At 60.4% G+C, this 25,907-nt stretch carries 21 protein-coding genes, 1 tRNA gene and 3 pseudogenes; 6 read left to right on the forward strand and 19 right to left on the reverse strand.

Features of this window, described 5'->3' with window-relative positions; translation table 11 throughout:
* The first annotated feature begins 94 nt into the window (after positions 1–94).
* A pseudogene (locus QA642_RS16825) lies at positions 95–1,204 on the forward strand (IS630 family transposase).
* On the opposite strand, the gene QA642_RS16830 reads toward QA642_RS16825, so the two are convergent.
* The 5 genes from QA642_RS16830 to QA642_RS16850 form a co-directional block, all read right to left on the reverse strand.
* Positions 1,187–2,062 (reverse strand): HAD family hydrolase, encoded by an 876-nt coding sequence (locus tag QA642_RS16830; protein ID WP_283085629.1) that lies wholly within the window; start codon positions 2,060–2,062, stop codon positions 1,187–1,189. The pseudogene QA642_RS16825 and the gene QA642_RS16830 sit on opposite strands and share 18 nt — an antisense overlap.
* A gap of 203 nt (positions 2,063–2,265) precedes the next feature.
* A complete protein-coding gene (locus QA642_RS16835; RefSeq protein WP_283085630.1) occupies positions 2,266–3,864 on the reverse strand; it encodes an arylsulfatase in 1,599 nt (532 codons plus the stop codon).
* A gap of 86 nt (positions 3,865–3,950) precedes the next feature.
* Entirely contained in the window at positions 3,951–4,733 is a 783-nt protein-coding gene (locus QA642_RS16840; protein ID WP_283085631.1) for a hypothetical protein, read from the reverse strand.
* A 163-nt stretch (positions 4,734–4,896) separates the two neighbouring features.
* Entirely contained in the window at positions 4,897–6,555 is a 1,659-nt protein-coding gene (locus QA642_RS16845; RefSeq protein ID WP_283086913.1) for an arylsulfatase, read from the reverse strand.
* 300 nt (positions 6,556–6,855) lie between these two features.
* Positions 6,856–7,380, reverse strand: coding sequence for a helix-turn-helix transcriptional regulator (locus QA642_RS16850; RefSeq protein WP_283085632.1), 525 nt, complete (start codon positions 7,378–7,380; stop codon positions 6,856–6,858).
* Between the two features lie 871 nt (positions 7,381–8,251).
* On the opposite strand from QA642_RS16850, the gene QA642_RS16855 reads away from it, so the two are divergent.
* On the forward strand, positions 8,252–8,989 hold the full coding sequence (locus tag QA642_RS16855) for a serine protease (RefSeq protein ID WP_283085633.1): 738 nt from the start codon (positions 8,252–8,254) through the stop codon (positions 8,987–8,989).
* 650 nt (positions 8,990–9,639) lie between these two features.
* Here QA642_RS16855 and QA642_RS16860 read toward each other — a convergent pair.
* The 8 genes and pseudogenes from QA642_RS16860 to QA642_RS16895 form a co-directional block, all read right to left on the reverse strand.
* On the reverse strand, positions 9,640–10,278 hold the full coding sequence (locus QA642_RS16860) for an NYN domain-containing protein (RefSeq protein ID WP_283085634.1): 639 nt from the start codon (positions 10,276–10,278) through the stop codon (positions 9,640–9,642).
* Between the two features lie 58 nt (positions 10,279–10,336).
* Positions 10,337–10,401: transfer RNA gene (locus tag QA642_RS16865), tRNA-Ser, on the reverse strand.
* 273 nt (positions 10,402–10,674) lie between these two features.
* The gene (locus QA642_RS16870; RefSeq protein WP_283085635.1) at positions 10,675–11,175 is read right to left on the reverse strand and encodes a hypothetical protein; all 501 of its coding nucleotides are present in this window, start codon (positions 11,173–11,175) and stop codon (positions 10,675–10,677) included.
* A gap of 11 nt (positions 11,176–11,186) precedes the next feature.
* Complete coding sequence (locus tag QA642_RS16875; RefSeq protein ID WP_283085636.1) at positions 11,187–11,507, reverse strand: hypothetical protein; 321 nt, start codon at positions 11,505–11,507, stop codon at positions 11,187–11,189.
* A gap of 31 nt (positions 11,508–11,538) precedes the next feature.
* The gene (locus QA642_RS16880) at positions 11,539–12,141 is read right to left on the reverse strand and encodes a hypothetical protein (RefSeq protein ID WP_283085637.1); all 603 of its coding nucleotides are present in this window, start codon (positions 12,139–12,141) and stop codon (positions 11,539–11,541) included.
* 167 nt (positions 12,142–12,308) lie between these two features.
* Positions 12,309–12,780, reverse strand: a pseudogene (gene eno / locus QA642_RS16885) (phosphopyruvate hydratase); the annotation flags it as partial.
* 315 nt (positions 12,781–13,095) lie between these two features.
* Positions 13,096–13,947 (reverse strand): hypothetical protein, encoded by an 852-nt coding sequence (locus tag QA642_RS46545; RefSeq protein ID WP_349253849.1) that lies wholly within the window; start codon positions 13,945–13,947, stop codon positions 13,096–13,098.
* Between the two features lie 135 nt (positions 13,948–14,082).
* Positions 14,083–15,342: a Glu/Leu/Phe/Val dehydrogenase gene (locus QA642_RS16895; protein WP_283085638.1), complete on the reverse strand. Its 1,260-nt coding sequence runs from the start codon at positions 15,340–15,342 to the stop codon at positions 14,083–14,085.
* A 133-nt stretch (positions 15,343–15,475) separates the two neighbouring features.
* Between QA642_RS16895 and opgC the strand changes: the two are divergent.
* From opgC to QA642_RS16910, 3 genes and pseudogenes are all read left to right on the forward strand, one after another.
* Positions 15,476–15,641, forward strand: a pseudogene (gene opgC / locus QA642_RS16900) (OpgC domain-containing protein); the annotation flags it as partial.
* A gap of 39 nt (positions 15,642–15,680) precedes the next feature.
* Entirely contained in the window at positions 15,681–16,577 is an 897-nt protein-coding gene (locus tag QA642_RS16905) for a 3-hydroxyacyl-CoA dehydrogenase (protein ID WP_283085639.1), read from the forward strand.
* A 270-nt stretch (positions 16,578–16,847) separates the two neighbouring features.
* On the forward strand, positions 16,848–17,282 hold the full coding sequence (locus QA642_RS16910) for a hypothetical protein (RefSeq protein WP_283085640.1): 435 nt from the start codon (positions 16,848–16,850) through the stop codon (positions 17,280–17,282).
* 38 nt (positions 17,283–17,320) lie between these two features.
* On the opposite strand, the gene QA642_RS16915 is transcribed toward QA642_RS16910, so the two are convergent.
* Positions 17,321–17,956, reverse strand: a complete 636-nt coding sequence (locus QA642_RS16915) for a hypothetical protein (protein WP_283085641.1) — start codon at positions 17,954–17,956, stop codon at positions 17,321–17,323.
* Positions 17,957–18,400: 444 nt separating this feature from the next.
* Between QA642_RS16915 and QA642_RS16920 the strand changes: the two genes are divergently transcribed.
* The gene (locus QA642_RS16920; RefSeq protein ID WP_283085642.1) at positions 18,401–18,697 is read left to right on the forward strand and encodes a hypothetical protein; all 297 of its coding nucleotides are present in this window, start codon (positions 18,401–18,403) and stop codon (positions 18,695–18,697) included.
* Here QA642_RS16920 and QA642_RS16925 read toward each other — a convergent pair.
* The 5 genes from QA642_RS16925 to QA642_RS16945 form a co-directional block, all read right to left on the reverse strand.
* Entirely contained in the window at positions 18,694–19,908 is a 1,215-nt protein-coding gene (locus QA642_RS16925; protein WP_283085643.1) for an ABC transporter permease, read from the reverse strand. The two genes, QA642_RS16920 and QA642_RS16925, sit on opposite strands and share 4 nt — an antisense overlap.
* A gap of 2 nt (positions 19,909–19,910) precedes the next feature.
* Positions 19,911–22,697 carry a ribosome-associated ATPase/putative transporter RbbA gene (rbbA, locus tag QA642_RS16930; RefSeq protein ID WP_283085644.1) on the reverse strand — a complete coding sequence of 929 codons (2,787 nt, stop codon included), beginning with the start codon at positions 22,695–22,697 and terminating at the stop codon, positions 19,911–19,913.
* A complete protein-coding gene (locus QA642_RS16935) occupies positions 22,694–23,851 on the reverse strand; it encodes an HlyD family efflux transporter periplasmic adaptor subunit (protein ID WP_283085645.1) in 1,158 nt (385 codons plus the stop codon). Before QA642_RS16935 ends, rbbA begins: the two co-directional genes overlap by 4 nt.
* Before the next feature lie 742 nt (positions 23,852–24,593).
* The gene (locus tag QA642_RS16940) at positions 24,594–25,244 is read right to left on the reverse strand and encodes a 3-oxoacid CoA-transferase subunit B (protein ID WP_283085646.1); all 651 of its coding nucleotides are present in this window, start codon (positions 25,242–25,244) and stop codon (positions 24,594–24,596) included.
* A 3-nt stretch (positions 25,245–25,247) separates the two neighbouring features.
* Positions 25,248–25,895: a 3-oxoacid CoA-transferase subunit A gene (locus QA642_RS16945; protein WP_283085647.1), complete on the reverse strand. Its 648-nt coding sequence runs from the start codon at positions 25,893–25,895 to the stop codon at positions 25,248–25,250.
* Between the last annotated feature and the right edge of the window lie 12 nt (positions 25,896–25,907).

The following is a 25,907-nucleotide window of genomic DNA, read 5'->3' on the forward strand; positions in this document are numbered from 1 at the left end:
CGGCAGGCCAGGCATTCCGCGGCGATGCTAGTCATCTGGAACGCAAGTTCGTCACATTAGTTGATAGCTCGAATCTCTACAGAGGAGAGAGCTTGTGGCGAATGCAGGTGAGCGAGGCCGGCCGATCGCGCCGTTGGTGCTTAGTCCGCCGGAGCGGGCGTACTTGGAGAGACAAGTTCGTCGTCATCGCGTTGCCCGATCGCTATCTGAGCGCTGCCGCGCGATCCTGCGGTGTGCGGATGGCTTGCCAAGCAAGTCTGTTGCTGTCGAACTCGGCCTCCACGAACACACCGTTGGCAAGTGGCGCCGCCGATTTTTGAAGGATCGCTGTGATGGCCTGCTTGACGAGGCCCGCCCGGGCCGCCCTCGAACCATCAACGACGATCAGGTTGCTGAGGTAATTGAGCGGACATTGCGTACAACGCCACCCGACGCGACGCACTGGTCGATCCGCTCAATGGCTGCGGAAACTGGCTTTCCCACACCACGATCCGCCGAATGTGGACGGCGTTCGGCCTGCAGCCGCACCGCAGCCAGACATTCAAGCTGTCGAGCGACCCGCTGTTCGTCGACAAGGTCCGCGATATCGTCGGCCTTTACCTGTCCCCACCGAACCGAGCCCTTGTCCTCAGTGTCGATGAGAAAAGCCAGATCCAGGCCCTGGATCGCGAGCAGCCGGTCCTGCCGATGATGCCGGGCGTACCGGAACGGCGCACGCACAGCTATGTGCGGCATGGTACGACCTCGCTGTTTGCCGCGCTCGATGTCGCCTCTGGATTCGTCATCGGCAAATGCTACAAGCGCCACCGGGCAGTCGAGTTCTTGAAGTTCCTCAAAGAGATCGACGCTCAAGTCCCTGAAGGGAATCGATGTCCATATCGTCATGGACAACTACGCCACTCACAAAACACCCAAGATCAAAGCGTGGCTCGCCCGTCGGCCGCATTATCATGTCCACTTCACGCCGACTTCTGCGTCATGGATCAATCAGGTCGAACGCTGGTTCGCTGAGCTCACCCGAAAGCAGATCCAGCGAGGTGTTCACACCTCCGTCAGGCAGCTCGAGGCCAACATCCGTACCTTCATCGACCTGCACAACAAAAATCCCAAGCCCTTCAAATGGACCAAGTCCGCAGATCAGATTTTGGCTTCCGTCAAACGCTTCTGCCACAAAGCCCAGCAGACTTTATGTGGCGAACTTTAGATTCACGTGACGAGGTCTCGAATAAAAAACCCGCCTCCAATCGTTCTTCATGCTGATCACCGTCCAGCCGCCCTTCTTTGCCTCGTCATAGAGGGCCGATGTGAAGGTACCGACCTTTCTGTCCGGCAGGCCTTGCGCCGGACCGTAGGCATACTCGCGGGCGGCATCGTCGTGGAGCAGAAGCATCTTGAGCCGCGTGCCCGGGCCCGCGCCGGTCCACTCCAGCATTTCACGATCGCCCGTCGAGTTGCCGAAAGCGGCATGCGGCCGCCTGCCGATCATGAGGTGGATTCCTTCGGGCTTGCCGGCGCGGTCATCGTTCAGAAGCAGCTTCGGCTCCTTGGTCAGGAACGGCTTTCCATCCTTGTCATAGCCAAATTTCGTCGCGCCTGCGGTCCCGACCACCTGCTCAGTCGGAATGCCATAGATCTGCTGAGCGTAGACGCGGACGAAGTCCTGCCCGCCGCCGGTCACGATGTATGTCTTGAAGCCGTTGTCGCGGAAGAATTTCAGCACCTCGAGCATGGGCTGATAGGTGAGTTCGGTATAGGGACGCTTCCGGCGCGGATGGTGCGCAGTTTCGATCCACTTCTTCGCCGTGGCATTGAACTCGTCCACCGACATTCCGGACAGCGTCGCAGCCAGGACTTCCTCGAGTTCGGACAATGGAAGCTTGGCGATCGCCTCGCGGTCGCCTGAAAGTACCGTTTTGAAGGGAGCGACGTTCTTCAACTCCGGTTTCTTCTCGACCAGCGCCGGCACCTGGTCCAGGCAATAGATCACCTGCGTGTACATCGGATGTTCGACCCAGAGTGTGCCATCCTGGTCGAAAACGGCGATCCGTTCCTCTGCCGGCACGTGGTTTGGGTCCGCGGTGTCGGTCGTGGCTCGTACGAAGTCGAGGATCGCCTGTTTCGCCGGCCCGTCGTTCCATGAGGGCAAAGCCGTGCCGGGCGATGCCTGGGCAATTGCCTGCGTCGTCAGAAGCGGGCTGGACAGGTCGGCAGCACGGTCAGTGCTGAGATCAGGGCGCGACGGTCGATGCGGTGCATGGTCGTCTCCTAGTTCGTCGAGGGGGGCAGCCTCAGCTTCTCCATCGCCTGTTCGACCGAGAAGGTGCCGGGCCGCTGGCGGGGCGGAAATTCGCGGAAGGTTGCGATTTGCTGGGCCACGATTGCCTGCGCCGGCAGAAGCAGAAAAGCGTGATCGATGAACCAGCGCACGTAGTCACCGGACTCGTGCTGGGAACGCTCGAATGGGTCGGAGCGAAGATTGAACATCCTGGGCAGACGCAATTGAATCATCGGCTCGGACCAGACATTCAGTCCTTCTGCCCGCTGCTCCAGGAATGCGGCCTTCCACTGCAAGTAGCGCAGGCCCGCTAGGTTGCCGTCGTCAGTCCAGTAGAAGAACTCGCGGCGACTGCCCGGGCCCTTGCCCGCGAGCAGATCGCGCTGATCGTAGCCATCGAGATGGACCTTGAAGGTTTTGCCAGCAGCGTCATACCCCTGCAGCAGCTTGTTCTTGATGTCGGGTTCGCCGGCTGCGGCAACCAGTGTGGCCGTCCAGTCTTCCGCGGAGAAGATGTCGTTGATTTCGCTGTGAGGTGGGACCAATCCAGGCCATCGCACGATGGCCGGCACCCGATAGCCACCTTCCCAATTGGTGTTCTTCTCGCCGCGGAACGGCGTCGTGCCACCATCGGGCCAGGAGAATGACTCGGCCCCGTTGTCGGTGGTGTAGATCACGATCGTATTGTTGGCAATGCCGAGATCGTCGAGCTTTTTCAGCAGCTGGCCGACATGTCCATCGTGTTCGACCATGCCGTCGGGATAGATGCCGAGGCCAGTCTTGTCCCGGGAGGACGGCTTGAGATGCGTCCAGATGTGCATGCGGGTCGGGTTGAACCATACGAAGAATGGCTTGCGGTCGCGCACCGCTCCGTCGATGAATTGCGTCGTCGCTTGTACGAATTCCTCGTCGACCGTTTCCATGCGCTGCCTGGTGAGAGGCCCGGTGTCCTCGCATTTCTGCTTGCCCCAGGGACCAAAGCGTGGATCGTCGCCCGGGGTGTCGGTCGTGGTCGCAACGCATTTGAGGACGCCGCGCGGACCGAACTGCGCCCGGAAGTCCGGGGTCTTCGGATAGTCGGGGTGTTCGGGTTCCTCCTCGGCGTTTAGGTGATAGAGGTTGCCGAAGAAGGCATCGAAACCATGGACCGTCGGCAGGAATTCGTTGCGGTCACCGAGATGGTTCTTGCCGAACTGTCCAGTCACGTAGCCCTGCGGCTTCAGCAATTCCGCGATCGTGGGGTCCTTGTCCGACAGTCCCTCCTTGGCGGCCGGCAGTCCGACCTTCAAGAGCCCGGTACGCATGGGGCTTTGTCCGGTGATGAATGCGGCACGGCCGGCCGTGCAGGACTGCTGGCCGTAATAATCGGTGAAGATCGCTCCCTCGTTGGCGATGCGATCGATGTTGGGCGTGCGATAGCCCATTTGGCCGCGATTATAGGCGCTGATATTCCAGTATCCGATATCATCGCCCATGATGACCAGGACGTTGGGCTTCTGCGGCGATTGTGCTGAGGCTGGCGTAGTGATGAAAATTGCCACGGCAAGCGCTGAGAACGCCCCGAGAAATGCAGTCCTCAAATCATTCATGATCGGTCCTCCAGGCTTCCGGGATATCCGACTTGCAGCGGAGGGCTCCATGAAGCGGGGTCTCACGGAGCCCTCATCAGCCTGCCTTAGTAGCAAGGCCCGTAGGGGTAATAGCCGCAGTACGGAGGATAGGCGTACGGATAAGCACTCGCTGCCGCAGCACCCACCGCCGCAGCTCCCACCGCGGCGCCGCCGACGGCGGCGGCGGCCAGGGGAGCGCCGCGATACCACGCGCCCCGCGCGACGTAGGGGTGGTATCCGACACCGCCGACGCCACCCGCGCGGAAGCCGCCGGCATGGAAGCCACTGATGCCACCTGCGCCGGCGTGGAAGCCACCTGCGTGGAAGCCGCCGGCAAAACCGAAGCGATCGATGAAGAGTGCCGCTGGGCCGTCGTCGCCCGTCAGTTCGCCCTCGAGCACGTCGACATCGAAGGTCAGCTTGTCGCCGTCCAGCTTGGCCGTCTTCAATACCACGACCGCGTCGCGGATTTTGGCGCCATCCGTGCTGAACACGGAGATGGTTGCGTTCGGGGGATCCTTGGTGAAGCTGTCGTCGCTCTGGTTATCCGGCGCCCATTCCTTGAGCAGATGCGTCGTCAAGGTGTGTCCTGCCGCCCGCGTCGGCCGGTCCGCGAAAACGATCGAATTGGGCGCGACCCCGGCGAGGGTGAGCTTGCTGCCTTGCAGGCTCGCGCCGCGGGCGTTCATGACGATCAACGACGGAACGATCTCCGGGCCGGCCCGGCCGATCGCCTTCTGCAGCGGTGTGTGTTCCTGGGCCGGAGGCGCGGATTGTGCCAGCGCCGGCGTTGCGCCAAAGAGCAGGGCAGCAGCCATCACGCAGGCTGTTCGATTCATCATCGTCATGAGTAACTCCTCAAGTGTCCACTGCCGAGAGCAGGTGCGGACTTGCTGGCGGGTTCGCCGCCCTCAAAAAAAGATCGTACGAAAAGTTGCGTTGATTGCTTGCCTGTCGTGGACGAGCGCCCCCGGGGGCGCTCGCCTATTCGCATCACGCCTGTCCGGGCGTCTAGTCGCTCGCCGCGTGGGAAGCGCCTTTCTTGACCTGTTCCAGGATTTGGCTGAGGTTGTAGCTCTCAGGCGCCTGCAGCGGCGGGAACTTCTCGTAGCTCGTCAGGTGCTGCAGCCACAGCTGCTGGCCGATCGGCAGTAGGTTCCAGTCGTATTGGAAGGCCGTCGCAGGGGCCCCGAGCGCGCCGCCCAGACTCATCGCCGATTTCTGGTCGATGCCGACATTCTGCTCGAACGGATCACGCTTGATATTTTGGACCAGCGTGAAGTGGAAGGGGATCAACGGCATGATCCAGCCCGCCGGTCCTGGCTGCGACATGGTGTAGTACATCTTCCAGTTCTTGTAGCGCACCGCCGAAGGCGTTGAGCCTGAGAAATAGAAGAAGTAGTCGCGCGCGGACTTCTCCGATTTACCCTCGAGGTAGTCGCGCTGGTCGAAACCGTCGAGGGTGGTCTTGACGATGCCGGGGTACTTCCCGTCCTCGATCTGCTGCTTCAGCCCGTCGCCCTTGGGGCCGCCAGCGATGTCGACGAGGGTGGGGACCCAGTCAAGCGCCGCGAACAGCTGGTTCTTGACCGTGCCGGGCTTGATGACGCCGGGCCATTTGATCACCATCGGAGCGCGGTAGCCACCCTCCCAGGCCTCGCCCTTCTGGCCCTTGAATGGCGTAATGCCACCGTCCGGGAAGCTGATCTGCTCGGCACCGTTGTCGGTCGTGAACACCACGATGGTGTTGTTGGCCTGGCCCATATCGTCCAGCTTCTTGAGGACAAGGCCGATGTTGTCGTCCATCTGCTTCATGCCGGCTTCGTTGACGCCCCAGTCCTTGCCTCCGCGCTCGCCGACCATCGCTTCGTATTTCGGTGGCAAAACGGTGACGACGTGCATGCGAGCCGGGTTGTACCAGACAAAGAAGGGCTTTCCGGTCTTCTTGGGGTCGTTGCGGTCCATGAAGTCGACGACCTTTGCGGAGATCTCCTCGTCTACTGTCTTCGAACGTTCCAGCGTGAGCGGGCCCTCATCGCTGCACATCTGGTTCTTCCCCGTCCCGTCAGGAGACTTGCACGCGAGCACGGGACGCGGCGGCATCAGACAGAGCGTGGTCTTCTGATCCACTGCGCCGGGCACCTCAGGAACGCCAGGGATAGGCGTATTCTTGCACGGCGGCGCAACAGTCTGCTGGAGCGGAGTCTTGTTGATGTCGGGGAAGCTCACCCCCTGCATGGCGTCGAGGTGGTACAGATAACCCCAGTATTCCTGGAATCCGTGCGCGGTCGGCAGCGCCTCGGTGTGGTCGCCGAGATGGTTCTTGCCGAATTCGCCGGTGTTGTAGCCGAGGTCGAGCAGGAATTGGGCAAGTGCCGGCGTGCCGGGCCGAAGATAGGACGGGCTGCCCGGAAGCTGCGGCGGAATCATCCCGGTGCGCAGCGGATACATGCCCGTGAAGAACGCATTGCGTCCCGACGTGCAACTCTGCATGGCGACGTAATCCACGAACTTCGCACCTTCTTGTCCGATACGATCAATGTTCGGCGTTTCACCTACCATCAGGCCTTGATGATAGATACTCGGCTGCATCCAGCCGATGTCGTCACCCATGATAAAGAGGATGTTGGGTTTCTGTCCCTGCTGGGCGGAGGCAGGAACGCTTGCCATTGTCGTAGCCGCGCACGCCGCGACAAGAGCACCCCAGACTGTTCTGAACAAGCTCATGGTTGGCTCCATTGAAGTTGGCTACCGAAGCGCGGGCCGCAGCCGCCGCCCAGCTCCACCCGCCGACGGAATTGACGTCGCCGATCCCCGCGGGATCGCGTTCGCCACTCGGTCGGATGCGTTGCTGTCTACAGAGTGGTTCGAACCGATCTGAATGCGCTATGCAGTTTCGGCTGATTGAGTGGACAGGGGTCGGTGTCGATCCAAGATGAAATGCACATGCGCAGCATTGTCACATCATCGTCATCGTCGCGGTTGAAGTGCATGATCGCCTTTTTGTGTTTTCTGATGAAGCGTTGCTGAGGGCGATTCACCAAAGATCGCGCGATACGTCACCGCAAACCGGCCAAGCTCCCGGAAGTGATGGTTTCGTGCGATCTCCGCGACGCTTGCTGTCGTCGGATCGGCATGTCGCAATGCAGAGCGGGCCTTGTTCAATCGCTGCAACAGCAAATACCTCATGGGGCTCAGATCCAGGAACTCTGCGCAGCACATCCGCAGCGTTCGCTCCGGTGTGCCGATCTCCGCGCAGAGCGCGGGGACTGTCAGTCTCTGGCCAATGCTTCTGCTCAGGGTTTCCTCGAGACGAAGCATGATGGCTGCGTGGCGTGCCCCTCGTTGCTCCGCCGCTGCGCCGGAAGTGCAGTGAATGATTGCATGAAGCAGCTCCTGTTCGAACGCTCTCGCCGCCTCGGGCCGGTCAATGAAGCTGTTCTTGCCGCGGGCGAGCTGAAGCGCCTGCCGGAGGAGGTCGAGGAATTGCAGCATTTCAGCTCGCGCCGGGCGAAATAATCGACTTGTCCGGCTCAGAGTGGCCTCCCGTCCGGTAAGGGCCTTTTCGCAACGTGTGAGCCGTTTAACGGCTATCGCGATCAGACCCCATTGGCATGCACCACCGGACCGTTGGTGAAAACGACTGCCAGGCGCGTGTAATGCAATGTCGCCGTTTCGTACCGGCGATCCACTGGATACGAGAGTCGCTGCTCCGATAGGGAATGATAGAACTACCCTCCCGGGCGGGAGCGAGAAGTACGCGATACGCGGCAGAGTTTCGCGACAGTGGTAGAGCTCCAGATCGTTCAGTTTCAGTCGTATCAGTCGCGCCTCGAAGTCTCCGGCAGCTGTTATCGTGAGCTTCATATGGCAATCGCCGAAGACGGCAGCATAGTCGTCCGGATTGCTGAGCTTGACTGTAGCGCTTTGTGCCATGATGCCCCGCTTCAGGCCGATCGGCGGACAACTTCCAGACAGTATCCGGCATCCGGAGACTGCCGACTATGCGGGTTTGGATGCTCGGCTCCCGTGAGGCTCATCGGGGACTATGCGGATCCGGCAAAAACTGCGAACTGCCCAGCCGCTCATCGCGAAGCGGTTTGGCATTGTTCTAATCTGGTCGATCGGGTGAGGCGCTGTTCGTGATGGCATGCGCCGAGGATGGGGCGGCGCCCAGACGCGATTTGACTAGGAACGTCCTGTTTTTGCCCGTGTTGATCGATCGGTCCGAACGGGCTTGCAATCAGAGCGGCCCCTGGGCGCCGACGCCGTCGGCTTTCCCGAACAGCTTCGGATAAGCAGTTCGCCCCGTGCTTCACCGCAGCGGCAGGTAATCTCTGCTGCCACCGAAGGGATTTTTGTCCCGATGTTTAACCCTGTTGGCGCTGCACTACTTGCTATCCTCGGCTTGGGCTGCCTTCCGGCAAATGCGGCATGCATTGATCCGGCGCAGCTTGCCCGTTCGTCCGCCAGTATCACCCGGCACTTCGATGACGCGGAACGTGGCGAGCACTCCGACGTCATTAGTATCCGGGCGTCTGGCTGGTTCTTGTCCCCGACGAGCATCGTGACGGCCGAGCACGTGACGAGGGCGATGAAGCTTACCACCGAGGACTGGAAGCTGCTCGAGATTTCCGCTCGGGATAGCCATCAGTTCGTCGCGGCGCCCATTCAGCAGGTCGTCGGAGATACGACAGAACGGCTGACCGTCATAGAGCTGCAACAGGCTTTTTCCAACGCGCGAGGCGTCCAGATCCGCACAGAGCCGCTGGCGCCGGAGGAGCGCATCGTGACTCTCGCTTATCCGGGGGGCCATCTTCGCGTCGTGCAAGGGAGGTTCGTTCATTTCGGGGCCACAGGGGGAAAGCTGGCCGGCATGGCGCTGCTTGAAATGTATGAAGGTGACAACCGCTTGGTTATCGATCACGGTTCCTCGGGCGCGCCGGTGCTCGACTGCGAGGGTCGGGTCGTAGCAGTGGTTAGCAATGTATTGACGCAAAGCTTCTTTTGGTCGTCCCGTGAGATCAAGATGTCGACAGCCTGGGGGATGCCCAATGTGGTCTCGGTGCCGGCAGGGGTGTTATCGAATATGAAGGGCGAGTAAGCACGCTGCGATGGCATGAGAACAGGGCTTTGCTGCTTCTTGCCGGCATGCCCTAGCGTTTACCCGGCATGCCGTAGCGTTTACAAAGCTATTTCAATTACATACTCGTAGTTTTATTCTGAATGGCGCGCTATTCAGAACAGTCCAACGAACTCTGATTCAGTACGTTTTCAGCACCTTGAGCTCGCCCGCATCCCGCGGTTTTTCGCACCGAGCAAGATCTTCCCTCAACCGTCCCTGCTATCTTCCGTCAGCCGATCGCATCGAAATGCCGCCTTCCGTCTGACACATGGGTGGAGCTTGGCATGAGATCGTCCAGGAGTGCCTGCCAGTTCTCTGTTGTCTATCTTGCTGAAGCTCCGAGCAGCCAATCCTGGCTGTGGCGACGCGTTTTTGCCGACGAGAGCGGCCATCATTCTATCTGCTTGGGGTGGCCTTCGGCACACCGGCAGCACCGTCAACTATGAATCAAATGTCCAGCCGGGCCGCCCCGAAGGTGTGTTGACTGGCATAGGCGACTGAGCGATTCTGCGGTGCTGATCGCTGCTGTAGTCCACAATCCTGGGAAATTTCCCGGCGCTCAAAGCACGAACGCGGCGATTGGGTGAGGCACGGAACTGGCACGCAAGTCAAATGGCGCACGAGCCGATCTAGGGATTGAGATCGTCGCTTTCGTCGGGCGCCCGAACCGGGCGGGCGCGCCGCTGAACATGCTGTCCTGCGGCGGGGGGCACGGCGCGCTCGCGCGAGGGTGGCCGCTCCGAGAGGTCCCTGCCGAGCTTGGATCGCAACTCCATCAGGTCGATGAAGACGTCGGCTTGTCGCCGAAGCTCATCGGCGATCATCGGCGGCTGGCTGGAAATGGTCGAGACCACGGTGACTCGGACGCCGCGACGCTGCACCGCCTCGACCAGAGAGCGGAAGTCGCCGTCGCCGGAAAACAGCACCATTTCGTCGATTTGTTCGGCGAGGCTCAGGGCATCGACCGCGAGCTCGATATCCATGTTGCCCTTTAACTTCCGGCGTCCGTAGGGGTCGACGAACTCCTTCGTGGCTTTGGTCACGACCGTGTATCCGTTGTAGTCCAGCCAGTCGACCAGAGGCCGGAGGGAGGAGAACTCCTGATCCTCAATGATCGCGGTGTAGTAGAACGCCCGAACGAACGAGCCGCGGCTCTGGAATTCGGTCAGCAGTCGCTTGTAGTCGATGTCGAAGCTCAGGATCTTCGAGGTGGCATGCAGGTTGGCGCCGTCGATGAAGAGAGCGAGCCTGCGAGGAACGGGCGACATGAGCACATCTCGGCTTGCCCCACGCGGAGCAACGCGCTCCCGCACGCGGTGCGAGAGGCGCCCCCGACACGATTCGAACGTGTGACCTTTGCCTTCGGAGGGCAACAGCCACTCCAAACTGGCAATGAAAGAGGGCGCGGCCCCGCCGTCACGTTGTGGGAAATGAGCTTGGCTTGGCCTACTCCTGCCAAAAGCAACGGTTTTTCAGAGGGTGAAGGGTTGCGAGCCTGACCTATGCGGCGGCTCGAAATAGCAAGTAAAGATGGTTGCAGGTCCCCGCAACCAAGCCGGAAGCATACTCTCTCCGCCATTTGCACGATTTTGCACGCCGACTTACGATTTAGCGCATTTGGGTTCGCTAAGGTGGGCCGAATGCCGTCACCGCCACTCGTGTCCTCACGAATGCTCCTTCTTCGACCGAAGCCCTCTCAGGACCGATAGGGCGGCGGGTAGGAGCAGCTTTTCCGCCGCGACGTCGAGAGGATTGTGTACAAGCGCAGTCATGCTCTGTTTCACGTTCCTGATCTCCTGACCCATCGTGTCGATCGTCAGCTTGAGATCGCGCGCGTCCTCGTAGATCGAGTCCAGCGCCGTCTTGCGAACTTCGAATGCCAGTTCGATCTCCGGCCCCGGACGGGATCTTGCAGCGATCAACAGTACAATCGCTGCAATCGCAAAGTCCGCCAACGCGATCACGCCCGCTGCCCACACCGCTCCCAACGGGCTTTGCAAAGCGTTGTAGCCCGCGACATTCGCCATGCCGAGCCCGAACACGCCGATCGAGGCTGCCAGCATGGATAATCCCAGTCGGCGCGCCAACACGTTGAGCCAGATCTTTCCGATCAGCATGTCCGCTTTGCGGAGAACCTGAAGATCGCGTAGAAGATGATCGATCATAGTTCGACTCCTTAGCGCCTGCCGTGCAGGCGGCCGATCAAGATGCCGAGGACGAGTGCGCCAGCAACGCTCTGGGTTGGGTGGGCCGAGATGCTCTTCTCGGCCTCGCCAAACAGATCGGTGACCTCCTCGGCGAGCTGGCGCAGGTAGCCCTGCAGTTCGGCTTCGTCCGATGGCATGGATGAAGCGGCAGTCGGACTCACCGGTTCTGCCGCCGCTGTCGTCGGCACGGTTCGGTCGGCATTCGCGTTCCGATCCTTCTCCTTCTTGGTGCTCGCAAGCTCGTCCTGCAACGACTTCAACTCGCGCGAAACCACGACATCGCTCGCCATCTACCTCTCCCGAGCCGCTGTTCGACCAATCTCAGTTCTTCGCGCCCTTCAAGGCATTCCAGGCCGCCTGGTTGGCTTGATCGAACGACTTGCGGGATTCGGCGAGCGCTCCACTCAGCACGGACCAGGACTCGCTGCCTGTCTGCTTCAGCTTCTGCAGGCGCGCTTCCGCCTCGGACGCGTCGGCTTTCATCTGCTTGAGCGCCCCATCGAAGTCACCGGTGTGAGACGCGGCGACTTTCCCGGCTGCTTCACGGAACTTGTCGGCCGCCGCGCGCCAAGCCTTTGCTTGCGCCGCGGCAATGTCCTTGAACGTGGCTTGCTGCTGCTCGACCTGCTTGCCGGCGCTTTCCAAGTAGGTCTTCATCTGCGCCTCGAACACGGCCCACTGCTTTTCTAGCTCCGCTTTGCTGCGCGCCCAAGCGGCTTCGCCGGCTTCCGCTTGCGTCTTGAGCTGCGCCTGGAATTCGTCGCGGCGCTTCTTCAGATCGGCGAGGATCTCATCGGCCTTCACTTTGGAATCGGACTTGGCCTCACCGGCTTTGACCTCGAATGAAGCCAGCGCAGCGTCCATCTCGTCGATCCGCTCCTTGGCCCAATTCAGGTAGAAGTGCACACCGCTCTGCTCCGACATGATCATCTCCGTTGGCTAATAACCTCATCATTTATTGGCTTGGCCCGGTTCGTGTTGACCTGCGTCAAATCTCGGCTGCGTGCGTTCTCGTCGATGGATGCACATTCTGAGCGCGCGAAGTGTCAGCTGCCGGAAAATGTGGCGCACTGGGTCTCCTCAATGGTCCTCAAGTTCGGAGCGAAGCCTCCCTCGTCGCCGACAGCGGTCGAGTGACCAGCCTTGTGTAGGAGGTCATTGAGCGCGTGGAAGGTCTCGGCCCCGTAGCGGAGGGCTTCGGCGAAAGTTGGCGCGCCATGGGGGCACGATCATGAATTCCTGGAAGTCGCGCGAATTCTGCGCATGCTGGCCGTCGTCGATGACGTTCATCATGGGGATGGGGAGCCGCGTTGCCGAGGCGCCGCCCAGATAGCGGTAGAGCGGTACACCTGCTGCCGAAGCCGCGGCGCGCGCGATAGCCATCGAGACACCGAGGATCGCGTTCGCGCCCAGCTTGCTCTTGTTTTCGGTGCCGCCGAGCACGATCAATGTCTTGTCGATAGCTTCCTGAGGGACGGCAGCCATCCCCACCAGGCGATCCCGAATGATGTCATTGACGTGAGTGACCGCCTTGAGCAGGCCTTTGCCGCCGTACCGCGCCATATCGCCATCGCGAGATAGTGCAACTGGCCGGCCATGCGGGCGAAGGTCGTCTTGCCGCCCTGATTGAAGGCGAGTGGTTCCTTCCGGACAACTTGACGAATTTTCTCGTGAGGGATTCTGAAAGGACAGATTACGAGCCTCTGGTCGTCCTGGATTACAAGGGCGTCCGCCGCTACCTTTCTGCATTCTGGGTGGATTAGGGCCGACATTTTCACAAGCGTATTGCGCGCGAGAGTTGAAGGTGCGGGAAGCGAGCGATTTTGCCGAACTGCAAGCAGCTCACCTTCGACCAAACCCCGCCCGACCGCGAAGCGTTCAGCCTTTCGGAGAAGCGGTTCCTTTGAGTGCTTTCCACGCGACGTGATTGGCTTCATCAAACGCCTTGCGGGATTCCGCCAACGCCGCGCTCAACACTGACCAGGATTCCGTTCCCGCATGCTTCAGTCTCTGAAGCCGCGCCCCGGCTTCCGCCGCGTCCGACTTCATCTGCTTGACGGCCGTATCGACATCGGCTCGCCTCGCATCAACAATCTTTGTGGCGGCGTCATGGAGCTTTTCGGCAGCATCATGCCAAGCCTTCGCCTGCACGGCGGCAATGCTCTTGAACGTATCATGCTGGTGCTCTAGCTGCGCACCGACACTTTCGAAATAATTCCTCACCTGCGCTTCGAGCCCGGCCCATTGCCGCTCCAGATCCGCCTCTGCGTGCGCCCAGGCGCCGCCGCCTGATTGGATGCGCGTCTTCAGCAATTTACCGAATTCATCGCGCCTGTTCTTCAAGTCGACAAGAAATTCGTTGATCTTGGAGTCGCCCTTGGCCTTGTTTGCCTCGACCTCAATGGAAGCAAGAACGGCATCCATTTCGTCGACCCGCTCCTTCGCCCAGTTCGAATAGAAATGCGTGCTGCTTTGGTCCGGCCTGCCCGTCTCCGTTGCCGCCAAGCGCTGCCCCGTCCACTTGCGCCAGTGGGTCGGCTGAATATCGATGCGCGTCCTGTTGAAAGCATCAACGAAATCGGCTCCAGTCCTGTGGCACGGGTACGAAAGCGGAATCACGATTTCATCGTAGTCCATCACGCATAGCTCGAGATCTTCTCCCGCGGGCGGCGTTACCGAGACCGGCAACCATTCTGCGCAGTCGGAGGCGGGTGATGAAATTGCGGTCATGGCTGGTGCTCCCATACAAATCAAGACATCCGATAGCACGTGAATCCCGATCCTTTTTGACCTAACTCAAGATCGCGATAGACCAGGAACGTGCTCGCCGACGCTATCCGCCGACGGCGGCCGGCCCTTCTGCGATCACGGAAAAAGTCCGCGCAGATTCATAGCGGTTCGTCCCTTTTCTACGGCGATTGCCATGGCCGCGATTCGGTTTGAAATCTTCTCGGCTTTCGCGCGCGCGAGCATTCGTTCGAAAGCGCGATCGAGGAGCTGGTATTCGCGCCGCATAACCTCTTCTTCCTCCCAGAAGAGCTGTTGCAGGTCCTGCACCCACTCGAAATAGCTGACCACCACGCCGCCGGAATTACACAGGATATCAGGGAGGACAAAAATCTCCGGCTTACGGTTCTGCAGCACCAGATCCGCTTCCGGCGTAGTTGGGCCGTTGGCGCCCTCAGCAAGGATCCGGCACGTCAGATTCTCTGCGGCCTCTGCGTCGATGACACGCTCAATGGCAGCCGGCACGAGCACGTCGCAGGGCAGCGTGAGAATTTGAGACGGATCGAACTCCATTTCTTTGGAGAAGCCTGCGATGCTTCCACGAGTGCCGGCGTGCCGCATCAGCGCCGGTATATCGAGACCGCGAGAATCATGCAGCGCGCCGGTATGATCGCTGACCGCGATAACTTTCAGGCCGAAGCGGTGCAGCTCCTGAGCCGCGTAGGAGCCGACATTGCCGAAGCCCTGGATCACGGCCGTTGCATTGCTTGCATCAATTGCGAGTTGGCTCATCACCCGCTTGGCCAGATGGGCAACACCTCGCCCGGTAGCTTCTCGACGGCCGACCGTACCACCTGATGCCACCGGTTTACCGGTTACGATCTCGGTGACTGTTTGGCCACGATACATCGAATAGGTGTCCATGAACCAGGCCATGACTTGTTCGTCAGTCCCCATGTCCGGCGCCATCACATCAATGTGCGGCCCGACGAAGGGTATCATCTCCTGCATGTAGCGCCGCGACAGTGCTTCCAGCTCGCGCCTGGAGATCTTCGTAAGATCGACTCTGACTCCCCCCTTGGCGCCACCGTAGGGCAGCCCGACCAGCGCGCACTTCAAGGTCATCCAGATCGCCAAAGCGGCCACTTCGCCGATATCGACCGAGGGCGAAAAACGCGTGCCGCCCTTCGTCGGGCCCATCGTGAGATGGTGCTGCACGCGGTAGCCTTCGAAGACCGCGATGGTACCGTCATCGCGGCGGATCGGACAGGACACCGTGATCGATCGCTTCGGCATCAGCAGGCGGTCACGCTCATCCATAGGAATGTTGAGGTGATCAGCAACCACCGTGAGCTGATCTGCAGCCATCTCAAAGACCGGGCCGGAATAGATCGTCATCGACGTCTCTTTCCCTTCTGGTCGACGGCTATCGATTGTCTAACGTTCTGGCTGCTCAGTCTTGATCTGCATCAAGTTGTTCTTGGCAGAGCGCGGTATCAAGTTTGATGGTCTGGGCAATCCAGTGCCGACAATCAGAGCCGCCCTCCCACGGGGCCGTGACCTGCGCCCAGGGCTTGCCGTGCGGGCTCGCGAACTGAGCGATCTTCCTCAATCGCATGCCCAACAACGCGGTCCACTGGATCACGACCCGACATCATGGTTTCGGCGATGGGGCCGAGCTCTTTGTTTGCATCTCCGCAGTCGTGGCGGAGAGTGAGTGGAGAAGGGAGAACTAGATGACGGGCATCAAACGCCACTTCGAAAACGTAACCGTCCTGGGGACGGGTGTGCTCGGCTCCCAGATCGCCTACCAGACTGCCTATTCCGGTTTTCCGGTCACCGCCTGGGACATCAGCGATGAGCGGCTCGACACTGCTAAGAACAGCTTGGAGCAGCTTGCCGCGATTTACGAGCAAGAGGTGGACGGCGCTGCCGGTGGGCCGGCGCGCGCCGCACTGGCACGGATCGACTACACGACCGACCTCGCGGAAGCGGCGCGCTACGCCGACCTGGTCATCGAGTGCGTCACGGAGAAGCTGGCCCTCAAGCGCGAGGTGTACGTCCAGCTTGGACGCGTCGCGCCCCAGGGGACGATCTTCGCCAGCAACAGCTCGATGCTGCTGCCGAGCGAGCTTGCGGACTCGACCGGCCGGCCGGACCGCTTTCTGGCGATGCATTTCGCGAACCAGATCTGGAAGCACAACACCGCCGAGATCATGGGGCACGCCGGCACCGATCCCGACATTTACCAGGCCGTCGTCGGCTTCGCGCGACAAATCGGGATGGAGCCGATCGAGGTTCACAAGGAACAGCGCGGCTACGTCCTCAACTCGCTTTTGACCCCGTGGATGGACGCGGCCGAGTACCTGCTGATGGATGGCGTCGCCGAGCCCGCGACGATCGACAAGACCTGGCGCATCGCCAGCGGCATGCCGCAGGGCCCGTGCGAGGTCATGGACATGATCGGGCTGGCTACCATCTACAACGTCAACACCGTTTCGGGCAACGAGAAGAGCCGTGCTGCCGGCGCGTGGCTCAAGCAACACTACATCGACCAGGGCAAGCTGGGCCGCACATCCGGCGAAGGCTTCTACAAGTACACCGACCAGAGAGCGACTGGCGAAGCCGGTTGAGTGGCACCGATCAGGAGGCCGCGGGGCATGGCGTCCGGACGTCGACGGCCGGCCGCTCTCGGTCCAAGTCCTCCAGCGGGATTTCGCGGGTACCTCCAATTTCATCCTTTGCAGTGGTCGTCTCCGTGACAATGAGGCTCGGCCCGGTTCCGGCTAATTGATTCACGTCAAGCCCTCGCGGCTGAGCGCGCTAATCTCGGTAGTGGATAGTTTTCGATCGCGCACAGCAACGTTTGGCGCTGCCGATCTTTGCGAGGATGGCCAATTGCCATGAACCCAGCCTACATATCTGCGCTGTCTGCCTTGCTTGGATCCGCGATCGGCGCATTTGCATCGCTCGCAACGACTTGGTTGACGCAGCGCCATCAAGAGGAGGCCAGGCAGCGCGCACAGGAGGTCGCCCGGCGCGAGCGACTCTTTGTCGAGTTCATCGATCTCGTCTCCAAGGCCTTCATTGACGCCTTGCAGCGAACCGAGATCGATCCGTCGCAGATCATCCCGCTCTACGCGACGATGGGGAAGTTGCGGCTGTTTGCATCGAAGAGAACGGTCGAGGCCGCCGAACAGGTCATGCAGCAAATCGTCGGAACTTACTATGCTCCGCAATTCGACCTCAAAAAGCGTCCAACCGTCGATGAAAAATTGGATATCCTTCGTGAGTTCACTGAAATCTGTCGGACCGAGCTTCGCGGCTTCGGCAAATAGGTCGATCGGCGTTCGACGGCACAAAGGGCGGAAAGCGCTTACCAGCCGGTATCAAACCATCCCGACTGCGGACGCTGCGCATGCTCGGTTCGAGTCCAAGCAGCCTCGCGTTTTGTGCCGCGTTGCCTCGGTTGACGGGGAACCAACTGCGCGAAGCTATCGCGGACGCGCGCGTCCCCTTGGTCAAATGTCCAGCGGCCGTCGAACGGTCTCACATCAGGGCGCTGGGCGTAGGACATCGGCCGCCGCTTGATGCGAGCCTTGCCGACATTGCTGCGCGGCTGCGGCTGGGGGCTCGCCTTGCTTTGCTCTTTTCCATCGGTTTCCTTCATGGAGGGGGAGGCCAGCTGACCGAGGTTTTCGGCTACCTGGGGATCCTGCGCGGCGACAGCCTTTCCTGTATCATCGGGTGGGGTTGGTGTCGGCACAACAATGGGCTGGCTTGTATTGATGACAACAGCTTCCGGTCCCCTCAGTTCGGAGTGGATGCGGATCCTGGGGTGCGGGGGGCGGGAATTACCGCTATCCATCGCAGGCTGTCGCCCGATTATGGCGTCGGTGGCAAAGAGCAGCGCGAGCAATGCTCCACCGGTAAGGACGAAATACCGCATCAGCGGAATTTCATTGCTGATTAGTGCATCGCGGTTGATCGACCGACCGAAGAGTTTGCTCACTTCACTACTCGGCTCCAACCGTAACTTTTCGTACCCAAGCTAGGTCAGGTTGCAAAATACCGGTTCCGAGAGGGGTAACTTTTCGTTGCAGGCTGTGCTCGTTCAACACCGCCCCAAAGAGTGGCTACGCCGCTGTAACAAAACAGGTGCTAGGATTCACCGCGTCCCGCCTGCAGGATCCTGCTGATTATCTGCAGAGGCTCGCTGACTGCGCGGACCTTGCCGAACTCATCAAGTGCAATTCCGAGTTCGCGCAGCAATCCCGGTCCCGGTCCTGGGGCGAGGCGGCAAAGGTGTTCGAACACCTGCGGACGCCGCCGACCGGCGCATAAAGTTGCGCTCGTAGATTTGCGGCAGCAAAAGCAGGAATTAGCGTCGGAAACTCCGACTGGCGGGTCCGCCGGTTCGTGGGGCACCGGCCAGCAGATGGAAGGGACAGACAAGATGCTGTACACTATTGTTTTCGCAGGCAGGGACACGCATGCCCTCGCGGCAAAGGATGCGACGACAGCCAGAGAAGCCCTGGCGATCGCCGAAGCGCTGCAAAGTCAGCGTGGAGAGATAAAGTACATAAAGTCGCCTCAGGAAGGCGAATTCGGCCTTGAAATGTTGCGGCTGCTCGCAAAAGAAGAAGCTGAGGAATTGCCCATTGCGCCGGCTCGGTTCTCCCCCACGAGGGTCGAAATCCGGTTAACTGAAGGCCGATCGTTCCCAAAGTGCAGGGCGTCCGGGCCTGCCTAACCGCTGAAGATGACCCGGCGGAAACGATACAGGGCTATCGCAAAGAAGACGCTCCCAATAGCGGCCATTGCGACGATCTCTGGCCACACAATGGAAGCATCGGCTCCCCGGTAAATGACATCCTGAGCGAAAATCACGAAATGCGGCGTCGGGCTGATGACCAGCATGACGTATTTCAACCAGACAGGCATGCTTTCCAGTGGCGTCGTGGAGCCGGACAGCAGCATCATCACCAGCAGCACCGGTATCGAGAGCAGGCCGAACTGGGCCATCGTCGATGCGATGGTGCCGAGCGCAATGCCGAGGGCCGCGACCGAGATCACGTAAAAACATGATCCGGCCAGAAACAGAAGTATCGATCCCGTGATCGGCACCTGCAACCACCATTGCACCACGAACAGCAGGGACAGGGCGGTAGAAGCCACAATGACAATGCCATTCGCCAGGATCTTCGCGAGCATGATCTCGATGGGAACCACAGGCATCACGAGCAGGTGCTCGACCGTACCCTGCTCGCGCTCGCGAATGAGCGCAGCGCCCGTGAGCATAACGGTTATCATGGTCAAGTTGCTGATGATCTGCATTACAGAGGTGAACCAGCTCGACTTCAAATTGGGGTTGAATTTTACCTTGGTAACGGCCTTGGCGGGGGCGGCAGCCATTCCTTCACGTCTTGTAACGAAGTCTGTGACATAGCCGATGACGACGTTCTGGATGTAAGTCATGCCATTGAAGGCCTGAGCCGCCGCGGTGGCATCGATATCAATTTGGACAGTGGGCTGCTTCCCCGAGAGAATGTCGGACTCGAACTGTGTGGGGATCTCGATGACGAAGAGAACACGTTGCGCGTTCATCGCCGGGTCGATTTCCGTCGGGGCCAGTTGGATGACCCGCCTGAAGGTGGGCGGCGTGAGGCCATCGGTAATGCCGCGCGAGAGATCGGAATGGTCTTCATCGACGATTCCAATGGAAAGGTTGGTAGCTTCGGTCGAGGCGCCGGTGGCGGCCGCGTGGATCGCAATGGTGAAGGAATAGGCGACGAGCAAGAGCATGATCGGGTCGGAGCGGAAGCTACGCAACTCCTTGATCACGAGCCGGTAGATATTGCCAAGGTGCAGCCGCAGCTTCGCGAGCCGATCGGAACCCGACCGCTTTGTCAACGCTTTCGGCTTTGCCCGTTCAGTTGGATCGGCCGCCTGACTTGTCGACATGTCTAGCTCTCTTGTTTCCTCAGGAATACGTGGGCGGCGGTCAAATAACCCACCGCGAATAACAAAAGAACGAGCGCGTTGAAGCTGAGTTCGGAAAAATTGAGCCCTTTGGTGAAGGTGCCGACGCTGATTGGCTGAAACCAGGCAGCCGGAAACATCAAGCCAATGAACCTTCCCGCGCCGGTGAGGGATGACACGGGCACGAGCAGACCCGAAAAGTTCACCGTCGGAATAATCGAGAGAACCGTGGTCGCGAACACGGCCGCAACCTGGGTCTTTGTGAACGTCGAGATGAGCTGCCCGAAAGCGCAAGTGGAGACAACGTAGATCAAAGCGCCGAGCGCAAGCGCCGCGAAAGAGCCTTTGACCGGGACCTGGAAAACCACCAGTGCCATCAGCACCAGCAGCACGAAGGCCAGCATCCCCACGACCACGTAGGGGAATAGCTTGCCCAGGAGGAATTCGAGCTTGCTGATGGGGGTGGACCGAAAATTGGCGATCGAGCCGGTCTCGACCTCGCGAACGACGCCGATGGTCGCCATGATGGCCGGGATCAGGATCAACATGATCACCACCACGCTTGGCACCATGGAGAACACGCTCTTGAAGGCCTGATTGTAGCGGAAGCGGTTTTCGAGATTGACCCGTCCCAGATAGACGCTGGAGGGTACGTTGGGGCCGAAGCGCTCTGTGATAAGATCCTGCTCATAACGCAGCAGCAGGCCGTTCACATAACCCTTCGCGGTCTCGCCGCGGAATGGCATCGCACCGTCGATCGAGAAGGCGACTTCGGGCGATCGCAGGCTCGCCAAATCCCGACCGAACCCGGCAGGGATCTCGACGGCGACGGAGACCTCTCCGCTCTTCATGCGCCGTTCGAGCTCCGCCGTGGAACTGATCGGAGGCCGTTCGGCAAAATAGCGCGAACCCGAGAAGCTTTCGAGCAGCCTGCGGCTTTCCGGGGTCCGGTCCTGATCGAAGGCCGCGTACTTCAGATTCTCGACGTCGAACGTGATGCCATAGCCCATGGCAAACATCATGATGACGGGACCGATGAAGGCGAAAGCCAGCCGGAAGGGATCGCGTAAGAGCTCCATGGTTTCGCGCCGCGCATAAGCCCATAGGCGTCCGGGGTCAAACCGCCTGGACGAGCGGGATGGCGTGGGTGTGGCTGATGCTGCCAGCCCAGTCGGCTCCGCCTGCTCGGCTGGCGCCGTCGCCGGCTTTGGCGGCTCGGAGCCTTTTTCCTTGCTGGCTCCGCCTGCCTCCTCAAGATAGGAAATGAAGGCATCCTCCAGAGAAGCGCTGTTGCGCTGCTTGACAAGTTCCGTCGGCGCACCGACGGCAAGAACCCGCCCCTGATGCATCAACGAGATGCGGTCGCAGCGCTGGGCTTCGTTCATGAAGTGGGTCGACAGAAAGATGGTGACCCCGTCGTTGCGCGACAGGTCGACGAGCGTGCGCCAGAACGCGTCGCGGGCGACCGGATCGACACCCGAGGTGGGCTCGTCGAGAATGAGCATGAGCGGTCGGTGCAGCACGGCCACCGCAAGCTGCAACCGCTGCTTGACGCCAAGCGGCAGGCTCTCCGGCTTGGCGTCGTGTACATCCTTGAGGTCGTATTTTTCCAGTAGTTCCTTGATCCGGCCTTCGACCTCATTTGCAGGCAGGTGGTAAAGGTGCGCATGCAGTTCGAGGTTCTGCCGCACCGTCAGCTCGCTATAGAGCGAGAATGCCTGCGACATGTAGCCGACGTTCTGGCGCGCCTCCATGTCGTCGGCGGTCATCGGCTTGCCGAACAGCTTGGCCGAACCCTCGGTCACCGGCAGCAGCCCCGTCATCATCTTCATGGTCGTGGTTTTGCCGCAGCCGTTCGAGCCGAGGAACCCGAAGATCTCACCGCGTCCGATCTGAACGCTTACATGATCGACGGCGACGAAATCGCCGAACCGGCGCGTCAGCCCTTCCGTCTCGATCGCTGGCGTCTTGTCATCGCTTTCGGCCCGGGGTGGCACGACGACGTCCTGATGCTGGCCCCGCTTTTCCGGCGGCAGCAGGGCAATGAAGGCGTCGTCCAGCGTGCTCTTGTTCGCCTTGGCCAGGATTTCCGTCGGCGCGCCATGCGCGATTACCTTGCCGTCATCCATGGCGGCCAGCCAGTCGAACCGGCCCGCCTCGTCCATATAGGCCGTTGCGACGATCACGCTCATTTGCGGCCGCCGCGCACGAATGGAATCGATCAGCTCCCAGAACTGCCGCCGCGAGAGCGGATCGACGCCCGTCGTCGGCTCATCGAGGATGAGGAGATCCGGATCATGCATGAGCGAGCAGCAGAGACTGACCTTCTGCTTCATGCCGCCCGATAGCTTGCCGCATGGACGATCGCCGAACGGGTCCAGCCCGGTGGCCTTCAGCAGCTCGTCAATGCGGGTGCGACGCTCGGTGGTGCCCTGGCCGAACAGGCGGCCGAAGAAATCGATGTTGTCGAACACGCTGAGCGTCGGGTAGAGATTGCGCCCGAGCCCTTGCGGCATGTAGGCGACGCGCCCGTAGCTCGCCCGGCGATGGTGCTCATCCGCCATGTTGCCATCGAGCACCATGACTTTGCCGGTCTGAATTTTGCGAACGCCCGCAATAAGGGCGAGCAAGGTGGATTTACCGACGCCGTCGGGGCCAATCAATCCGGCCATGCAATTGGCAGGAATCTCGAGCGTGAGATCGTTCAGCGCGAACGCCTTGCCGTAGCGGTGCGTGACGTGTTCGACCCTGGCGACAACGGTATCCGTCATTGCGGAAGCTTAACCTCGAGCTCTTTGGGCCAGGCAGTCTTGGGGTCGGTGCGGACAAAAGCGAGACCGCGCACGCCGGTTTTTACAGACCTGTGATATTGATCCAATACCTTGGGGTCGCCCTGGAGCTTCACGCGGAACATCAGCTTCTCCCGCTCCTCCGTCGTCTCGACGCTCTTGGGTGTGAACTGTGCCTCGGTGGCTACAAAGCTCACAGTGTTGGGCAGAACATATTGCGGGATCGGATCGAGAATGGTTCGGGCCTCGTCGCCGATGGTAAGTCTGCCAGCCTGTTCTGCTGGCAAATAGATCGTCATGTAAACGTCATTCAGATCGAGAATCGTCAGAATGCGTTGGCCGGGGGAGATCACCTCTCCGGCTCGCGCCAACCGGTACTGCACGCGTCCGCTCCTCGGCGATACCAGAACGAGGTCGACCAGAACGGATTGCAGCCGTTCAACGTCGGCCTCGGCTGACTTGATCGAGGCCTCAGCTTGCTCACGCTGAGCGGTAGCGGCAACATAAGCCGCGTCGGCCGCTTCGAACCTGTTGCGTCGCTGGTCGACGACCTGCTGCGCGATATCCCCCTTTTGCAGCAGGGTCTTTCCGCGCTCATAGTCCGTCCTGGAGAATGTCAAATCGCTGTTGCGCTGCGCGATCAGCGCGACGGCTTCCGCGTTGGCTTGTTTTGCCTTCAGCACCTGCGCCTGTGCGGCGCGCAGCTGGGCTTCGGTTTCCGGTGACGAGAGGGTACCGACCACTTGCCCCGCCGTGACCTCGTCGCCCTCATCAACAGTCAGCGTCGCCAGTCGGCCACCGTATTTCGCCGCTACGTCCACCTGCGTCGCTTCGATACGGCCGTTGGTCTTCACGATCCCTTCGGGCATGTCGCGGCCGCGCAGGTGATTGATCAGCGTTTCGACCGCTTTCTTTGCATCTTCAATAGGCTTGGGCGGCTTACCTTGCGCGTTGGCCCTGGCGACCAAGAGAACGTGATCAGAAACGCCCAGCGCGGATGCCGTCACCAGTGCGGCCATACAAGCCGCAACGGCAATGGCGGATACGAAGCGAACAGATGGCCGGCCGGCCAACAGTTTCTCAGACTTCTCTCGCAGCGATCCAAAGTCGCGCGACGATCCAGGATCTGCAGGCACGATGTTCTCCCGCTAACTCGATTTGACGAAATGCACGAGGGGCTTTCACGCGAACTCGGCTTGTGCAGTGCTATTGACGCCAGTCACCCTACGTGAAAGAGGGGAAAGGCCCTTGATTCATGTCAAGCAATCGTCTGACGATCGCAAACAGCATTGATCTCGTGCTGGAGCTTAAGGCGCCGAGATATAGGGCGGGTTCGAATTTCTGCTGGAGCGGCCCAACAAGAATGTCCGTTGGATGGCGTAGATGGTGCCGCACAGACGATCCTTCTTCTGAAGGAGCTAAATCGCAGTCACGTCTCCGCAGGCGGGATATGATCGATATAGTCCGGGTGCAAGGATACAGGAGACTTGTAACCGTCAAACTGGACCCGAATACTGTTGTTTTGGCGGCTGCGGCCGATGACGAAGCCCGTCCTCTCCGCATATCGCGGGCAATGCGCCATACCGAGTCGGCTCATCCTGATCCGTGTCCCTTCAATGAGGGACGCTGCCTGGGAGCTCGCGGCTTCAGTTCGCCGAGCTGGCCAAAGTGGAGCACGAACGATTGATCGTGAAGCTTGCGCTCGTTGCGTCTTGTTCATGCCTTTCCTCGAACACCGCCAATCAAATTTGCGCGCCGCCCCGGTTACGGCAGGTCAGGCCAACTGCTCTGTAGGCACGACGAGGCCCGCAACCGTGGTGTCGGAATCAACGTCACAGGTCCCCATGGCCCGACAAGCTCATTTTGAATGCCTCGAATCTAGAGCTTCATTTCCGGTACGTCGTTGGGGATGAACAGATCAGCTTCGGTCGCAGCAATCACCTGCGCAACACTCACACCGGGCGCGGTTTCCAGTAGCGTGATGCGTCCGTCGGGAAATCCGATGACGGCAAGATCAGTGACGACGAGATCGATCGAGCGTGCGGAGGTGAGCGGCAATGTGCATTTCCGCACTATCTTCGATGCCCCCTTTGCCGCGTGTTGCATCGACACAATCACCCGCTTGGCGCCTGTCACCAAGTCCATGGCGCCTCCCATGCCTGGCACCATCTTGCCCGGAATCATCCAGTTGGCGAGGTGACCTTCGGCATCGACTTGGAGTGCGCCGAGCACGCTGATGGTGACGTGCCCGCCGCGGATCAAACCGAACGACATCGCGCTGTCAAAGGTGCAGGCGCCTGGCAGAGCGCTGATCGGACGCCCGCCGGCATCGGTCAAGAGAGGATGGGCCATGCCGTGCTCAGGGACCGGCGCGCCGCCGATCAAGCCGTTTTCCGACTGGAAGAATACCTGGAGACGCGGCCGAACGTAGTTCGCCACGAGGGTCGGGATCCCAATTCCGAGATTGACGAGATCTCCGGATCGAAGTTCGAGCGCAACGCGCCGTGCGATCAGCGATTGTGCGTCCATGGGTCATCCGTTGGTTACGAGATAGTCGACAAGCGGCGCCGGGGTGATGACTTGATCCGGTGGGATCACGCCGACGGGAACGATGTTTTCAGCGGTGACAATCACTTTGTCAGCGGCCATCGCCATCACGGGGTTGAAATTGCGCGCAGTGAGCACGTAAGTCAGGTTACCCAGGTGATCGGCAACGAATGCATCAATCAGGGCGAAGTCTGCGCGCAAACTGGTCTCGAGCAGGAAGGTCTTGCCGCCGAGCTGCAGCTTTTGCTTGCCTTCCTCGACAATCGTTCCGACGCCTGTGGGCGTCAGCACGCCCCCAAGCCCGCAGCCCCCGGCGCGGATGCGCTCCACCAGCGTGCCCTGCGGCACAAGATCAATCGAGATCTGCTTGGCCAACATCTGCTGTTGGGCCTTTGGGTTGAGACCGATATGGCTCGCCGTCAGGGTCGACACCAGGCCAGCGTCGATCAGTTTTCCGACACCCTCGCCGGGAATCCCAGCGTCGTTGCAGATCAAGTTTAGCCGCGACTTGTGCTGTCTGACCAGTTCATCGACCAGTCGCTCTGGCGTGCCGACGGCCATGAATCCGCCGACCATGATCGTCGCGCCCTCGGGGATCATCGCGACCGCTTCTTCCACAGAGACGCTTCTCATGTGACGACTCCA

The sequence above is a fragment of the Bradyrhizobium sp. CB2312 genome, from assembly GCF_029714425.1.
Taxonomy (GTDB): domain Bacteria; phylum Pseudomonadota; class Alphaproteobacteria; order Rhizobiales; family Xanthobacteraceae; genus Bradyrhizobium.

What these genes read in the sequence shown, in the direction of transcription:
- QA642_RS16835 (WP_283085630.1), bottom strand. Translation starts at nt 3,864, where the DNA reads ATGAATGATTTGAGGACTGCATTTCTCGGGGCGTTCTCAGCGCTTGCC.
- QA642_RS16840 (WP_283085631.1), bottom strand. Translation starts at nt 4,733, where the DNA reads ATGACGATGATGAATCGAACAGCCTGCGTGATGGCTGCTGCCCTGCTC.
- QA642_RS16845 (WP_283086913.1), bottom strand. Translation starts at nt 6,555, where the DNA reads ATGGCAAGCGTTCCTGCCTCCGCCCAGCAGGGACAGAAACCCAACATC.
- QA642_RS16850 (WP_283085632.1), bottom strand. Translation starts at nt 7,380, where the DNA reads ATGCTGCAATTCCTCGACCTCCTCCGGCAGGCGCTTCAGCTCGCCCGC.
- QA642_RS16855 (WP_283085633.1), top strand. Translation starts at nt 8,252, where the DNA reads ATGTTTAACCCTGTTGGCGCTGCACTACTTGCTATCCTCGGCTTGGGC.
- QA642_RS16860 (WP_283085634.1), bottom strand. Translation starts at nt 10,278, where the DNA reads ATGTCGCCCGTTCCTCGCAGGCTCGCTCTCTTCATCGACGGCGCCAAC.
- QA642_RS16870 (WP_283085635.1), bottom strand. Translation starts at nt 11,175, where the DNA reads ATGATCGATCATCTTCTACGCGATCTTCAGGTTCTCCGCAAAGCGGAC.
- QA642_RS16875 (WP_283085636.1), bottom strand. Translation starts at nt 11,507, where the DNA reads ATGGCGAGCGATGTCGTGGTTTCGCGCGAGTTGAAGTCGTTGCAGGAC.
- QA642_RS16880 (WP_283085637.1), bottom strand. Translation starts at nt 12,141, where the DNA reads ATGTCGGAGCAGAGCGGTGTGCACTTCTACCTGAATTGGGCCAAGGAG.
- QA642_RS46545 (WP_349253849.1), bottom strand. Translation starts at nt 13,947, where the DNA reads ATGACCGCAATTTCATCACCCGCCTCCGACTGCGCAGAATGGTTGCCG.
- QA642_RS16895 (WP_283085638.1), bottom strand. Translation starts at nt 15,342, where the DNA reads ATGACGATCTATTCCGGCCCGGTCTTTGAGATGGCTGCAGATCAGCTC.
- QA642_RS16905 (WP_283085639.1), top strand. Translation starts at nt 15,681, where the DNA reads ATGACGGGCATCAAACGCCACTTCGAAAACGTAACCGTCCTGGGGACG.
- QA642_RS16910 (WP_283085640.1), top strand. Translation starts at nt 16,848, where the DNA reads ATGAACCCAGCCTACATATCTGCGCTGTCTGCCTTGCTTGGATCCGCG.
- QA642_RS16920 (WP_283085642.1), top strand. Translation starts at nt 18,401, where the DNA reads ATGCTGTACACTATTGTTTTCGCAGGCAGGGACACGCATGCCCTCGCG.
- QA642_RS16925 (WP_283085643.1), bottom strand. Translation starts at nt 19,908, where the DNA reads ATGTCGACAAGTCAGGCGGCCGATCCAACTGAACGGGCAAAGCCGAAA.
- rbbA (WP_283085644.1), bottom strand. Translation starts at nt 22,697, where the DNA reads ATGACGGATACCGTTGTCGCCAGGGTCGAACACGTCACGCACCGCTAC.
- QA642_RS16940 (WP_283085646.1), bottom strand. Translation starts at nt 25,244, where the DNA reads ATGGACGCACAATCGCTGATCGCACGGCGCGTTGCGCTCGAACTTCGA.
- QA642_RS16945 (WP_283085647.1), bottom strand. Translation starts at nt 25,895, where the DNA reads ATGAGAAGCGTCTCTGTGGAAGAAGCGGTCGCGATGATCCCCGAGGGC.